A 13799-nucleotide genomic window follows, 5' to 3' on the forward strand; every position below is an offset into this window, starting at 1 on the left:
CCGTGTGTCACGGCTTCCTCGACCACACCAGGCTCTCGTTATGATCTACGCTCACTCAATTACCGAACCATCTTTAATACTCTCGGGACGTTCCGCTGAATGAGAGAAAATGGTGAATGTGTTCCGTCTTGTGGAACTCGCGGTCGTGGGGTGAGCCACTCTCACGGCAGGCTCCTTCCACGGTGGAGCAGTGGCATCGCCGGCGTGGGCTACGGTGACCCGGTGCCTCTCGTGATCACCACCGTGAACGTCAACGGCGTGCGCGCAGCCGCAGCCAAGGGTCTCGTCGACTGGCTCGCCTCGTCGGCCGCCGACATCGTGTGCCTGCAGGAGGTGCGGGCCACCGAGAAGCAGTTCCACGCCGCGATCGCCCCGGCGCTGGAGGCCGGATGGCACTGTGTCGGCGCAGAGTCCTCGGCCAAGGGCCGCGCCGGGGTGGGGATCCTCTCGCGTGTCCCGGCGGACGCCGTCCGCGTCGGATTCGACGTCGACGAGTTCGCCTCGGCCGGCCGCTACATCGAGGCCGACTTCGGCGACGTGACGGTGGGAAGCCTCTACCTGCCGACCGGTGAAGCACAGACGCCGAAGCAGGACGAGAAGGAACACTTCATGAAGAGCTTCGCGACCTACCTCGCCGAACGGTACGCCGCGGTGACGGCCGCAGGTCGCGACATGGTGGTGTGCGGCGACTGGAACATCGCCCCTACCGAGCGGGACATCAAGAACTGGAAGGGCAACGTCAAGAAGTCCGGCTTCCTGCCCGAGGAGCGCGCGTGGGTCGGCGACCTCCTCGAGACCGGCTGGCGTGACGTGGTGCGCGACCTCCACGGCTGCGTCGCGGGCCCCTATTCGTGGTGGTCGTACCGCGGCAAGGCATTCGACACCGACGCAGGCTGGCGCATCGACTACCACCTCGTGACCCCGGGCCTGGCGGCCCGCGCGAGCGAGGCCCGCGTCGAACGCGCAGCGAGCTACGACCAGCGCTGGTCCGACCATGCACCGGTGACCGTGACCTTCGATCGCTGACCGCTTCTGCGGATCGGCGCAGAAGTGCCCACCTCGGTCGCAGCGCGGCGTGGCCTGCGTGGAATCATCGACGGCATGTCGAGCACTGCAGAACAGAACGCCACGAAGCCGAAGGCCCGCCCCCGTGTGCTGTCCGGCATCCAGCCCACCTCGGATTCGTTCCACCTCGGGAACTTCCTCGGGGCGCTGGCGCAGTGGGTTCCGGCGCAGGACGAGAACGACGCCTTCTACTTCATCCCCGATCTGCACGCGATCACCGTTCCGCACGAGCCGAAGCTGCTGCGCAAGCGAGTGCTCGTCTCCGTGGCGCAGTTGCTCGCGATCGGTATCGATCCGGAGAAGTCCGTGCTGTTCGTGCAGAGCCAGGTGCCCGAGCACGCCGAGCTCGCCTGGGTCCTGAGCTGCATCACCGGTTTCGGTGAGGCCAGCCGGATGACGCAGTTCAAGGACAAGTCGGCCAAGCAGGGCACCGAGCACGCCGGCGTCGGCCTGTTCACCTATCCGATCCTCATGGCCGCCGACATCCTGCTCTACCGCGCGAGCCACGTGCCGGTGGGGGAGGACCAGCGTCAGCACCTCGAACTCACGCGAGATCTCGCGCAGCGCTTCAACTCCCGCTTCGGCAAGACCTTCGTCGTCCCCGAGCCGACGATCGTGAAGGAGACCGCGAAGATCTACGATCTGCAGGATCCGACGTCGAAGATGAGCAAGTCCGCGACGACCGACGCGGGCCTGATCAATCTCCTCGACGATCCGAAGGTGTCGGCGAAGAAGATCCGCTCCGCGGTGACCGACAACGAGCGGGAGATCCGTTTCGACCGGGAGAACAAGCCCGGGGTGTCGAACCTGCTCACGATCCAGTCTGCGCTGTCGGGTCGCAGCGTCGACGAACTCGTCGCCGGCTACGAGGGCAAGGGTTACGGCGATCTGAAGGCCGACACCGCAGAGGTCCTCACCGAGTTCGTCACCCCGATCCGCACCAAGGTCGACGAGTACCTGGCCGACCCGGCCGAACTGAACCGCATTCTCGCGGGCGGCGCGGACCGCGCTCGCGAGGTCGCATCCCGCACCTTGGCGCAGGTCTATGACAAGGTGGGTTTCCTGCCGCGGACCTAGACGAAGGAGCACCCGGATGGCCGGCGAACCCGACGAGAAGCCGGGATTTCTCGAGCGTCAACGCGCGGCCCATCCCGTGCTCGACCGCATCCTCCGGGCCGGGGTTCGGTACCAGGAGAACAAGGGCGACTACTACGCGGCCGGTCTGACCTACTTCACGGTGCTGGCGATCGTCCCGATCATCATGGTCGTGTTCTCGCTGGCCGGTTTCGTGCTTGCCGGGCGACCCGAACTGCTCGACGAGATCCGGCAGGTCATCTCCGAGAACATTCCCGGTCAGCTCGGCGGCACCGTGCAGAGCCTGATCGACTCGGCGATCGAATCCCGCGGCGCGGTCGGCCTCATCGGCCTGCTCACCGCCTCGTATGCCGGTCTGGGCTGGATCACGAATCTTCGCGAAGCCCTCACCGCCATGTGGGAGCACCCGCGCGACAAGGGCAACTTCTTCGTAGTGAAGTTGCGCGACGGGGGCGCACTTCTCAGTCTCGGACTCGCGATGACCGTGTCGTTGGGGCTCTCGGCGCTGAGCAGCGGGCCGATCGCGCGCAGGATCGTCGAGCTGCTCAACATGGAGAATCTCGTCGGCATCGGCGTGGGTCTGCGAATTCTGGCTCTGGTGGCGGCCACTGCCGCCACCGGTCTGGTGTTCACCTGGGTGATCGCTCGCCTGCCCCGCGAACCCGTTCCGTTCCGCAGCGCGCTCGTCGCGGGTGCGATCGCCGGGATCGGTTTCGAACTGCTCAAGCAGACGGGTTCGATCTACCTCGAACGTGTGCTCAACGGCCCGGCGGGCGTCGCCTTCGGCCCGATCCTCGGCATCCTCGTGTTCGGTAACCTCACGGCCCGCCTGGTGCTCTTCTGCACCGCGTTCGCAGCGACGTCCCGAGCGAGCCTCGCACTCGCACACCATCCCGCGCCCACAGGGGCGGTCATCACGCCTCGCCTCGAGGTGCACGAGGGTCTCGACGCGCGCCGCGGCGCCGCAATCCTCGGTGCGGGCCTGGTCGGTGGACTCCTCGCCGGGCTGCGCTTCCGGAGGAAATGAGCGAACTCCCGGGGTGAAAACTCGGTTCGGGGGTGCCGATCGTGCCGCGGACGGGCGACGATGGAGGCGTGGCAAAACAGTCGCGATCCGCCGCGCCCCAACGCGCGTTCCGGGTGACTCCGCGCAGAGCGCTCGCGGCCGTCCTGGTCCTGCTCGCTGCGCTGTTCGTTCTCCAGAACCGCAACAGTACGAGCATCGACCTCTTCTGGATCTCGCTGCAGGCACCGCTGTGGCTGGTGCTCGTCATCATCTTCGCGGTCGGGTGGGTCGCGGGCTTCCTGTTCGCACGCGGACGCTGATCCGCATCGGTGCGGCCACCGGCAACGGAGCACAGGGGAGTGGGCGCAGCGGAGTGGGCACAGCGGAGTGGGCACCGACGACAGCAGGTCCGTCCCCGAAGGGACGGACCTGCTGTCGTGCGAGGTGATCAGCGAGCGAACATGAGCGCGCGCTTGACCTCCTGGATCGCCTTCGTCACCTGGATGCCACGGGGGCACGCGTCGGTGCAGTTGAAGGTGGTGCGGCAGCGCCACACGCCTTCCTTGTCGTTGAGGATGTCCAGCCGCTCGGAGGCACCCTCGTCACGCGAATCGAAGATGAACCGGTGCGCGTTGACGATCGCGGCGGGGCCGAAGTAGCTGCCGTCGCTCCAGTACACCGGGCACGAGGTGGTGCAGCACGCGCACAGGATGCACTTGGTGGTGTCGTCGAACCGGGCACGGTCGGCCTGCGACTGGATACGCTCGCGGGTCGGCTCGTTGCCGGAGGCGATGAGGAACGGCTTCACGGCGCGGTAGGCGTCGAAGAAGGGTTCCATGTCGACGACGAGGTCCTTCTCGACCGGAAGGCCACGGATCGGCTCGATCGTGATCGTGACGTCCTTGCCGTTCTTGTCCAGCATGTCCTTCATGAGGATCTTGCAGGCGAGACGGTTGACGCCGTTGACACGCATCGCGTCCGAGCCGCACACGCCGTGGGCGCAGCTGCGACGGAAGGTGAGCGTGCCGTCGAGGTAACCCTTGACGTAGCCCAACAGGTTGAGCAGACGGTCGGACGGCAGCGCCGGCACCTGGAACGAATCCCAGTGCTGACCCTTGTCGTCCTCCGGGTTGAACCGGGCGATCTTGAGGGTGACCATCGTCGCGCCCTCGGGCACGGGCGGCAGTGTCGACGCGCCCGTGTCGGTCTTCTCGATGGTTGTCATCAGTACTTACGCTCCATGGGCTCGTACCGGGTCTGGACCACCGGCTTGTAGTCCAGGCGAATGTCGGAGATCAGTTCCTCGCCCACCTTGTACGCCATGGTGTGCTTGAGGAAGTTCTCGTCGTCGCGCTTCGGGTAGTCCTCGCGGGCGTGTCCGCCACGCGATTCCTTGCGGTTCAGCGCGCCGACGACGGTGACCTCGGCCATCTCGAGGAGGAAGCCGAGCTCCAGCGCCTCGAGCAGGTCGCTGTTGTAGCGCTTGCCCTTGTCGTGGACCGTGATCTCCTTGTAGCGCTTCTTCAGCTCGTGGATGTCGTTGAGCGCCTGCGTCAACGTCTCCTCGGTGCGGAACACCGACGCGTTGTTGTCCATCGTCTGCTGCAGCTCGGTGCGGATGTCGGCCACCCGCTCCTTGCCGCCCTGGTGCAGGATCAGATCGAGCCAGTCGTCGACGTACTTCGTCGGCTGCTCGGGCATCTCGACGTGCTTCGTGCTGTTGGCGTACTCCGCGGCGGCGATGCCGGCGCGACGACCGAAGACGTTGATGTCGAGCAGCGAGTTGGTGCCGAGACGGTTGGCGCCGTGGACGGACACGCACGCGCACTCGCCGGCCGCGTACAGGCCGGGCACGACGTTCTCGTTGTCGCGGAGGACCTCGCCGTCGACGTTGGTCGGGATACCGCCCATGACGTAGTGGCAGGTCGGGAACACGGGCACGAGCTCGGTGACGGGGTCGACACCGAGGTAGGTGCGGGAGAACTCGGTGATGTCGGGGAGCTTCTCCTCGAGGACGTCCTCGCCGAGGTGGGTCACGTCGATGTAGACGTAATCCTTGTTCGGTCCGGCGCCGCGACCCTCGAGCACCTCGAGCACCATCGAGCGGGCGACGATGTCGCGGGGCGCGAGGTCCTTGATGGTGGGGGCGTAGCGCTCCATGAACCGCTCGCCGTCGGCATTGCGGAGGATGCCGCCCTCGCCACGCACGGCCTCCGAGATGAGGATGCCGAGACCGGCCAGGCCCGTCGGGTGGAACTGGTGGAACTCCATGTCCTCGAGCGGCAGGCCCTTGCGGAAGATGATGCCGAGGCCGTCACCGGTGAGGGTGTGGGCGTTCGACGTCGTCTTGTACATACGGCCCGAGCCGCCCGTCGCGAAGACGATGGCCTTGGCGTGGAAGACGTGGATCTCGCCGGTCGCGAGCTCGTACGCGATGACACCCGTCGCGACGGGACCGTTCTCGGTCTCGGTGAGGGTGATGTCGAGTGCGTAGAACTCGTTGAAGAACTCGACGTCGTGCTTGACGCAGTTCTGGTACAGCGTCTGCAGAATCATGTGGCCGGTGCGGTCGGCGGCGTAGCACGCGCGACGGACCGGGGCCTTACCGTGGTCGCGGGTGTGACCACCGAAGCGACGCTGGTCGATCTTGCCCTCGGGCGTCCGGTTGAACGGAAGACCCATCTTCTCGAGGTCGAGAACGGCGTCGATGGCCTCCTTGGCCATGATCTCCGCAGCGTCCTGGTCGACCAGGTAGTCGCCACCCTTGACGGTGTCGAAGGTGTGCCACTCCCAGTTGTCCTCTTCGACGTTCGCGAGGGCGGCGCACATGCCACCCTGAGCGGCGCCGGTGTGGCTGCGGGTGGGGTAGAGCTTCGTGAGCACTGCGGTGCGCGCACGCGGGCCGGCTTCGATGGCCGCACGCATGCCGGCGCCGCCGGCGCCGACGATGACTACGTCGTAACGATGTTCCTGCATGAAGGTTCGGCTCCCCTAGCTCGCCGTGATGTTCGGGTCGAAGGTGAAGATCACGTAGGTGCCCAGGCCCATGATCAGGATCATCGACACGACGAGGATCGTGTTGAGCCAGAACCGGGTGGAGTCCTTACGTGCGTAGTCCGCGATGACGGTGCGCAGACCGTTACCGCCGTGGAGCTGTGCGAGCCACAGCATCGACAGGTCCCAGAACTGCCAGAACGGGCTGGACCAGCGGCCTGCGACGAACGCGAAGTTGATGCGGTGCACGCCGTCATCGAGCATCAGCATGATGAAGAGGTGACCGAGGACCAGGATGATCAGGGCCAGGCCGGACAGGCGCATGAACAACCAGGCGTAGAGCTCGAAGTTGTTCTTCGCGGCACGCCGCGGCGTGCGCGGGTTGTCGAGGCCTGCGGGCCGGTCGTATTCCTTACCCAGAGTCTTCGCTTCGGTCATGTCAGTGCCCCGCAAACGTGTTGAAGAGGATGCGAACGGCCGCGGGGATCATCACCACGAACCAGATCGCGAGGATCGTCCAGAGCATCACGCGCTGGTACTTCGGGCCCTTCGACCAGAAGTCCACGAGCATGACCCGCAGGCCGTTGAGTGCGTGGTACAGGACCATCGCGACCAGGCCGAGCTCCATGAGGCCGACGATCGGGTTCTTGTACGTATCGATCACCGCGTCGTAGGTCTCGGGGTTGACCCGGACGAGTGCGGTGTCGAGGACGTGGACGAAAAGGAAGAAGAATGTCGCCACGCCCGTGATCCGGTGCAATACCCAGGACCACATGCCGGGGTCTCCCCGGTAAAGCGACCGTGTGCGCCCCGCCTTTGCGGGGGCGGCTTCAGTCGTGCTGCTCATCGAGTGCTGTGCCTCCAACGTCAATGGTGGACGCGTCGAGCTGCTCCTACCTGTGGGGGATTCCGCAGTACGGGCCCGACGTGAACCTGAACCGACTTGGATCGACTCTAGACCCATCCCAAACTCGGGAACCAATCTCCTGCGCCATTCGTACAGGCCCCAAAAGCGAAGTTAGGTTTGCCTTTCCAACTGTGATCTGGCGCAGTGGGGGTCACCTACCGTCGTCCACGCCACCGTGACAGGATGGGGAACCATGCCGGACATCGACTGGAAAATGTTGCGCGCCAAAGCACATGAGGTGATGGGTCGAGCCTACGCCCCCTACTCCGGGTTCCCGGTGGGGGCTGCCGGCCTCACCGTCGACGGTCGGATGGTCCTCGGGTGCAATGTGGAAAATGTCTCACACGGACTGGGGCTGTGTGCCGAATGTGTACTCGTCGGTAACTTGTTCGCCCAGGGTGGAGGGCGTCTGCGGGCCGTCGCCGTCTGCGACTCCCGAGGCCACGTCCTGACCCCGTGCGGCCGGTGCCGGCAGGTGCTTTTCGAACACGGCGGTCCCGATCTCGAGGTCGACGCCCAGGGTGGCCCGCGTCGCCTCTGCGAGCTCCTCCCCGACGCGTTCGGCCCCGACGATCTGGCGGCCGTGCGGGAGAACGAGGACCGCCGTGCCTGACATCGTCACCGTCATCCGCCGCAAGCGCGACGGACACGAGCTCTCCGGCGCCGAGATCGACTGGGTCATCGAGGCGTTCACCCACGAGATCGTCTCCGACGCCCAGATGTCGGCCCTGGCGATGGCAGTCTGGTTTCGCGGCATGAGCCGGGTCGAGACGGCACGCTGGACCACCGCCATGATCGACTCCGGTCGTCGTCTCGATTTCTCCGCTCTCGGCCTGCGCACCGTCGACAAACACTCGACAGGCGGTGTGGGGGACAAGATCACACTGCCGCTCGCACCGCTCGTCGCGGCCTGCGGCGTCGCGGTCCCGCAATTGTCGGGCCGCGGTCTCGGTCACACCGGCGGCACCCTGGACAAGCTCGAGGCGATCCCCGGCTGGAAGGCCGATCTGACCACCGCGGAGATCGCCGAGATTCTCAGCGACCCGGCCGTCGGTGCGGTCGTGTGCGCGGCGAGTGCCGATCTCGCCCCCGCCGACCGCAAGCTCTACGCGCTGCGCGACGTCACCGGGACCGTCGAGTCGATCCCGCTCATCGCCAGCTCGATCATGAGCAAGAAGATCGCCGAGGGCACCGGAGCCCTCGTCCTCGATGTGAAGGTCGGCAGCGGCGCCTTCATGAAGGAACTCGGCGAGGCCCGCGAGCTGGCGCGCACCATGGTCGAACTCGGCACCGACGAAGGGCTGCCCACGACGGCCCTGCTCACCCGCATGGACAGCCCGCTCGGGCGCACGGCGGGCAACGCGCTCGAGGTCCGGGAGGCCGTCGAGGTGCTCGCCGGCGGCGGACCCGACGACGTCGTCGAGCTGACCCTGGCCCTGGCCCGCGAGATGCTCGCCGCCGCCGGTGTCGACGATGTCGATCCCGCCGACCGACTGCGCGACGGCACCGCAATGGACCGGTGGAACGCGATGATCGCCGCCCAGGGCGGCGACCCCGCGGCGCCGTTGCCGGTCGCGACCCACACCGAGACCTTCCACGCCGACGCGGACGGGGTGGTCTCCGAACTCGACGCGTACAAGGTCGGTATCGCCGCCTGGCGGCTCGGAGCCGGTCGCGAACGGCAGGGTCAGGACGTGCAGCCCGGGGCCGGTATCGAACTGCACGCGGTCCTCGGTGATCGCGTCCGCGCGGGGCAGCCGATCGCGACGCTGCACACCGACACTCCGGGACGTATCCCCGACGCGCTCGCCGCCCTCCGCGGCGGTGTCCGAATCTCCGACACGGCCCCCGTTCGGCAGCCGCTCGTGATCGAACGGATCCGGGCGTAGGGGCTCGGTGGCCGGAGACCGAGCGGAACCGGCCGCCGCCGACTACCGTCCCGATCATGAACGGCCGTCTGACTCCCGAACTCGTTCGCACCGCACCCAAAGTGGTCCTACACGATCACCTGGACGGCGGACTCCGTCCCCGGACGGTCCTCGAACTCGCGGACGCGTGCGGGTGGTCGTTGCCCGCGGACACCGAAGCGGATCTCGCCCGCTGGTTCCGCGAATCCGCCGACAGTGGCTCGCTCGAACGCTATCTCCAGACCTTCGAGCACACCGTCGCCGTGATGCAGACGGCAGAAGGACTCGAACGCGTCGCACGCGAGTGCGTCCTCGACCTCGCCGACGACGGCGTGGTGTACGCCGAGGTGCGGTTCGCGCCCGAGCAGCACCTGGAGAAGGGACTGTCTCTGGACGAGGTCGTCGAGCGCGTCCTCGAAGGCTTCCGAGCCGGGGAATCGGAGGTGGCCGCCGGTGGTCGTCGCATCCGGGTGCGCTGCCTGCTCACTGCGATGCGGCACGCTGCACGCTCGTTGGAGATCGCCGAACTCGCCGTGCGCTTCCGGGACCGCGGCGTGGCGGGATTCGACATCGCCGGCGCCGAAGCGGGCAACCCGCCCAGCCGTCATCTCGACGCCTTCGAGTACACCCGCGCGGCCAACGCGCACTTCACGATCCACGCCGGTGAGGCGTTCGGGCTCCCGTCCATCCACGAAGCGGTCGCCTTCTGCGGCACCGACAGACTAGGCCACGGTGTGCGCATCGTCGACGACATCGAAGTGCACGACGACGGAAGCGCCACTCTGGGCCGGCTCGCGAACTACATCCGCGACAAGCGCATCCCCCTCGAACTGTGCCCGTCGTCGAACGTGCAGACCGGCGCGGTGCGCACGCTCGCCGAGCATCCCTTCGACCTGCTGGCCCGCCTGCGCTTCCGCGTCACCGTCAACACCGACAACCGGTTGATGAGCGACACCACGATGACGCAGGAGATGGTGCGGCTCGTCGAGACCTTCGACTACAGCTGGGTCGACCTCGAACGGTTCACGATCAACGCGATGAAGTCGGCCTTCCTCCCGTTCGACCAGCGACTGGAACTGATCGACGACGTCATCAAGCCTGGATACGCCGTCCTCGTCGGGTAGAGACCGCGACCCGCAGATACCCCTATGGGTGCGCGGGGCGGGAAATGGTCATCGGAGCGCGTTACAACGCGCTCTTGTGACCACTTCGCGCGCCGGAGTGCCCAAGTGGAGCTGCCGTCAGTGCCGACCCGACGCGACGCGCGTCAGTGCCGACCCGACGCGACGCGCGTCAGTGCCGACCCGACGCGACCCGCGTCAGTGCCGACCCGACGCGACCCGCGTCAGTGCCGACCCGACGCGACGCGCGTCAGTGCCGACGCAGTCGCGCTTCGAACTCGCGCTCGAGCTCGCGCCAGGCGAGGGATTCGGTGTCGAACGGCGGCTTGGGTGCCGTGTGTCCCGAGTCGGGTTCGATCACGTGGTTGACGAACCAGCCGAGTTCCGTGGACGCGGCGAGCGCGGCCTCCGTCGAGTCGTCGTCCGCGAAGTTCGCTGCGTCGACGAACAACTCGACCGCGAGTTCGAGCTGGTCGGGGTCGACGGCCGCAACACCCTGAGCGATGTCGTCGGCGATCCCGGTGAGCACATAGACGTTGTCGTCGGTGACCGTCACGTCGAGCGATCCGTCGACGGCGGCGAGCTGGATCTCCGTGTACGGCTCGAGCGTCGCGAGGTCGTGGTCGTGGTTGTCGGCGAGGTGGCGGGCCAGCGCGCGCTCGGACGGGAAGACGTCGATCGTGCCGTCGTGGCCGAGGAAGACGGCGTCGTCGTTCACGTAGCACCGCAGCGAGTACCAGGTGCCGTCGGTCGTGATGATCCGGATGGGATCGATGCCGACCCGGGCCCAGAACTCGTAGCCGTCGTCCTCGTCATCGGTGTCGATGAACTCGTACTCGTCGTCGGCGTCGACGTCCTCGACCGTGTCGTCGGCCTCGACCTCGTTCTCGTCGACCGCGACGAGCTCGGATTCGATCTCGGCGACCACGGCGGCATCGACGTCGGGAGTGGAGATCACGGCGTCGAGCGCGTCGATCACGCCGTCCCAGTCCTGCGCGACCGCGGTCCCGACGCGATTCCACAGGTCGAGGCCCTCACGCGTGCGGAAGGCCGAGACACCGTGCTGCAACAGGAGGTCGATCTCCTCGCGTTCGAAGAACTTCGTCACGACGTCGAGATCGCAGACGTCGCCGAGGATGCTCACGATGTCGAAGGTGTCCTGCAGCTCGGACACCGACACGGGATCCGGATCGTCGGCCACGAGTTCGGGGACGCCGACGAGGTCGTAGGTGTGCGGTTCGTCGGGTTCGAACTCCGAGGCCGCAAGCTTGGACACGATCGGCCACGCCTCGTGCTCGACGAGGTCGTTGTCGGCACCCGAACGCACGAACGCTACGAGCTCGGGGACCGACGGGAAGGCGTACAGATCGTCGCCGTGGCCGAGGAATGCCTCCCACTCGTCGTCGCCTTCGCGCCAGCGCGGCGCCCAGAGCGTCACGAGGTTGCCGTCGGTGAGACCGAGCTCGATCGGGACGATGTCTCCAGCCATGGCGCGAAGCCTAGCCATGTCGGCGCCGAGAATATAGCCGGGGGCGGCTCGCTATCGGTTTCATCGCGTTACCGGACGGTCGCCGACGGTGACCGGGTGGTGACCGACGGCGACCGGACCGGCGTCGCTCGCGTCGAGGGCCGCGCGGAGCTCGTCCATCGCGGAGACGCGCGCGGCAGCGGCCTGCCGTGCGGCGTCGTGCACGGTCGCGAGAATCACCGCGGCCAGTTCGCGGGGGTCGGTGCCGCCGATCGGCTCGGCCAGCTCGAGTCCTTCGAGCGCTCCCGAACCGTCCACACGGGCGGTCACGCGTCCGTCGGGACTGCTCGCGGTGCCCCGGACCGCGCCGAGCCTCTCCACCGTGCGTTCGAGCGCATCGAGCCGGACGTGGGCTCGGTCGACGATCGCTCCCACCATCGGTTCGCTCATCGAACGAGACTTCCACGACGATCGGTCGGTCCGTCCGCCAGGTCGGCGCGGGACGGCAGCCGCATCCGGTCGAGGATCTCGCGGGGGACACCTTCGGCGGCGAGGCGTTCGCCGCGGACCACCGCGGCCTCGAGAGCGGCCTGCCGGTTCAAGGCGAGGATCTGATCGGCCAGTTGCCTTGCTCCGTAACGTAACTCGCGGGGGTCGATGCGAAGGTCCACGGGTAGTCCACCGTCCGTCGTGCGCACCGAGATCGTCCCGGCCCGGTTGTGGGCGGTGGCCGTGATCGGTTCCGTCGTTGTGCTGTCCATATCGGGTTGGACGCAGCGCGAGCCCGGCCGGTTCCCGCCCGGTGCGGAGATTCTCCGGAATCAGCCGGCGGTCGGGCGGTAGACACCGTGGAAGGCCATTCCACCGTTGCTGGTGCGCATCGGCGTCACGGAGACGGGGTCGCCCGCCTCGACCATGAGGCCGTTGCCCACCACCATCGCCACGTGCCCGTCCCACACGACGAGGTCTCCGGGCAGGGCGGCCGCAGGATCCACCCGTGTGCCGACGTCCTGTTCCTGGGCCAACCGCGGCAGTTCGACCCCGGCCTGCGCGTAGGCGTACTGCGTCAGTCCGCTGCAGTCGAGGCCGGAGCCGGGACTCGTGCCGCCCCACACGTACGGGGTGCCCTGCTGGGCGAGGGCGTGACGCACCGCTGCCGCAGCGGTCTCGTTCGGTGCCAGGCTGACGCTGCCGTCCGGAAGCCGCACCTCCACGCCCGTCGAGAGCCCTCCACCGAAGGTGTGGAGCGAACGTGGCTCGTCGCCGGCCGGGTCGGGGCCGGGATGGTGGCCGGAGTCGATCGGGGGAGCGGAGGGCTCGGGTGGAAGGAGTGCGGACGCCCGATCGGTCAGCTCCGCGAGCGTTCCGGTCACCTGTGTCAGCACGTCCAGCCCGGCGACGAGGTGGTCGATCGCCACTGCGAGGAGCGCGAGCTGCCCCTGTGGAAGCGACGTCGCGGGTGCGGCCTGCTCGGCGAAGGTGACGAACGAGTCGACGAGACGAGCTATCTCGGCCGCACCGGTGACCACCGTGACGGTCGCCTCGAGCGCGATCCCGGCCAGTGCCGACCCACGATCGGCCGCCGCGAGGACGTCGGCGAGGACCTGCTCGGCACTCGCGATCGCCTGCGAGGCGGCCGGGCCACCCCAGGCCCAGGCGAGCTCGGCGACAGCGTCGCGCCCGGTCGCATGTACCTCCTCGGCCCACTGCGCACCGATGCGCACCATCTCGCCCGGATCGACGCCGGGTGGCAGCGCGGTGCCGAACGCGTCGAGCAGGCCGGTCAGCGGAGCGACGAGCAGATCCCCTCCGATCACAGTGACTCCACGACGGAGTCGAGTCGTGCGGCGGTGTCGTCGGTGGTGTGCTCGTAGGCGGCCACGGAGGCCTTCGCGGCGTCTCCCATTCCGCCGAGCAGGTCGCCGAGCCGGCCGAGATCGCGCACGTGCGCGGAGTGGGTCGCGGTGAGAGCGGCGAGCACGGGTGCCCCGATCGGACCCAGTGCGGCGCTCAGCGCCGAGGGGTCGCCGTGCCGTGTCCGTTCGGCGGCCTCGTGCAGGCGCGCGGCGAGTTCGACGGCGTCGTCGCCGAACCTCCCGACGGCACTCGTGTCGATCCGTATCGCGTCCCTACCGGAGTTCTCGGTCACCTCGTCGCCTCTCGCGTCGTTGATGTGGGATTCGGCACCTTCGGAGGGTTCCGTCCCTGCCTGGTTCGACGCACCCGACTGCCGATC

Annotated in this window: 16 protein-coding genes; 7 read left to right on the forward strand and 9 right to left on the reverse strand. The window is 67.6% G+C overall.

The annotated features are described in order from the left end of the window. Nucleotides 1-222 precede the first annotated feature (222 nt). The 4 genes from A5767_RS21430 to A5767_RS21445 all read left to right on the forward strand — a co-directional run bounded on the left by A5767_RS21430 (nucleotide 223) and on the right by A5767_RS21445 (nucleotide 3486). Nucleotides 223-1026, forward strand: a complete 804-nt coding sequence (locus A5767_RS21430; protein ID WP_064853144.1) for an exodeoxyribonuclease III — start codon at nucleotides 223-225, stop codon at nucleotides 1024-1026. A 75-nt stretch (nucleotides 1027-1101) separates the two neighbouring features. After that, nucleotides 1102-2142, forward strand: coding sequence for a tryptophan--tRNA ligase (gene trpS / locus A5767_RS21435; RefSeq protein WP_006550121.1), 1041 nt, complete (start codon nucleotides 1102-1104; stop codon nucleotides 2140-2142). 16 nt (nucleotides 2143-2158) lie between these two features. After that, the gene (locus A5767_RS21440; RefSeq protein ID WP_006550122.1) at nucleotides 2159-3187 is read left to right on the forward strand and encodes a YhjD/YihY/BrkB family envelope integrity protein; all 1029 of its coding nucleotides are present in this window, start codon (nucleotides 2159-2161) and stop codon (nucleotides 3185-3187) included. Nucleotides 3188-3255: 68 nt separating this feature from the next. Continuing rightward, nucleotides 3256-3486 (forward strand): LapA family protein, encoded by a 231-nt coding sequence (locus A5767_RS21445; RefSeq protein ID WP_231913252.1) that lies wholly within the window; start codon nucleotides 3256-3258, stop codon nucleotides 3484-3486. A gap of 128 nt (nucleotides 3487-3614) precedes the next feature. On the opposite strand, the gene A5767_RS21450 is transcribed toward A5767_RS21445, so the two are convergent. From A5767_RS21450 to sdhC, 4 genes are read right to left on the reverse strand one after another with little or no spacing between them, the layout of a single operon-like run. Beyond that, on the reverse strand, nucleotides 3615-4391 hold the full coding sequence (locus A5767_RS21450; RefSeq protein WP_006550125.1) for a succinate dehydrogenase iron-sulfur subunit: 777 nt from the start codon (nucleotides 4389-4391) through the stop codon (nucleotides 3615-3617). Further along, the gene (sdhA, locus tag A5767_RS21455; RefSeq protein WP_006550126.1) at nucleotides 4391-6142 is read right to left on the reverse strand and encodes a succinate dehydrogenase flavoprotein subunit; all 1752 of its coding nucleotides are present in this window, start codon (nucleotides 6140-6142) and stop codon (nucleotides 4391-4393) included. The genes A5767_RS21450 and sdhA overlap by 1 nt, the downstream gene beginning before the upstream one ends. 15 nt (nucleotides 6143-6157) lie before the next feature. Beyond that, entirely contained in the window at nucleotides 6158-6598 is a 441-nt protein-coding gene (locus A5767_RS21460; RefSeq protein WP_006550127.1) for a succinate dehydrogenase hydrophobic membrane anchor subunit, read from the reverse strand. 1 nt (nucleotide 6599) lies between these two features. After that, nucleotides 6600-7007, reverse strand: coding sequence for a succinate dehydrogenase, cytochrome b556 subunit (gene sdhC / locus A5767_RS21465; protein ID WP_071935442.1), 408 nt, complete (start codon nucleotides 7005-7007; stop codon nucleotides 6600-6602). A gap of 253 nt (nucleotides 7008-7260) precedes the next feature. Between sdhC and A5767_RS21470 the strand changes: the two genes are divergently transcribed. From A5767_RS21470 to A5767_RS21480, 3 genes are read left to right on the forward strand one after another with little or no spacing between them, the layout of a single operon-like run. Beyond that, entirely contained in the window at nucleotides 7261-7680 is a 420-nt protein-coding gene (locus tag A5767_RS21470) for a cytidine deaminase (protein WP_024101556.1), read from the forward strand. Continuing rightward, nucleotides 7673-8956, forward strand: coding sequence for a thymidine phosphorylase (locus tag A5767_RS21475; protein ID WP_024101555.1), 1284 nt, complete (start codon nucleotides 7673-7675; stop codon nucleotides 8954-8956). Before A5767_RS21470 ends, A5767_RS21475 begins: the two co-directional genes overlap by 8 nt. Before the next feature lie 56 nt (nucleotides 8957-9012). After that, entirely contained in the window at nucleotides 9013-10098 is a 1086-nt protein-coding gene (locus tag A5767_RS21480; RefSeq protein ID WP_064853107.1) for an adenosine deaminase, read from the forward strand. Nucleotides 10099-10345: 247 nt separating this feature from the next. On the opposite strand, the gene A5767_RS21485 is transcribed toward A5767_RS21480, so the two are convergent. Genes A5767_RS21485 through A5767_RS21505 form a run of 5 tightly spaced genes read right to left on the reverse strand, consistent with a single transcriptional unit; the run spans nucleotide 10346 to nucleotide 13712 of the window. Next, nucleotides 10346-11584 carry a hypothetical protein gene (locus tag A5767_RS21485; protein WP_064853108.1) on the reverse strand — a complete coding sequence of 413 codons (1239 nt, stop codon included), beginning with the start codon at nucleotides 11582-11584 and terminating at the stop codon, nucleotides 10346-10348. Nucleotides 11585-11644: 60 nt separating this feature from the next. Then, nucleotides 11645-12013, reverse strand: coding sequence for a YbaB/EbfC family nucleoid-associated protein (locus A5767_RS21490; protein ID WP_064853109.1), 369 nt, complete (start codon nucleotides 12011-12013; stop codon nucleotides 11645-11647). Further along, nucleotides 12010-12324 (reverse strand): hypothetical protein, encoded by a 315-nt coding sequence (locus A5767_RS21495; RefSeq protein WP_006550134.1) that lies wholly within the window; start codon nucleotides 12322-12324, stop codon nucleotides 12010-12012. Before A5767_RS21495 ends, A5767_RS21490 begins: the two co-directional genes overlap by 4 nt. A gap of 60 nt (nucleotides 12325-12384) precedes the next feature. After that, the gene (locus A5767_RS21500) at nucleotides 12385-13380 is read right to left on the reverse strand and encodes a C40 family peptidase (RefSeq protein WP_024101553.1); all 996 of its coding nucleotides are present in this window, start codon (nucleotides 13378-13380) and stop codon (nucleotides 12385-12387) included. After that, on the reverse strand, nucleotides 13377-13712 hold the full coding sequence (locus A5767_RS21505; RefSeq protein WP_024101552.1) for a type VII secretion target: 336 nt from the start codon (nucleotides 13710-13712) through the stop codon (nucleotides 13377-13379). The genes A5767_RS21500 and A5767_RS21505 overlap by 4 nt, the downstream gene beginning before the upstream one ends. Nucleotides 13713-13799 lie beyond the last annotated feature (87 nt).

It is taken from the genome of Rhodococcus sp. 852002-51564_SCH6189132-a, from assembly GCF_001665495.1.
Taxonomy (GTDB): domain Bacteria; phylum Actinomycetota; class Actinomycetes; order Mycobacteriales; family Mycobacteriaceae; genus Rhodococcus; species Rhodococcus pyridinivorans.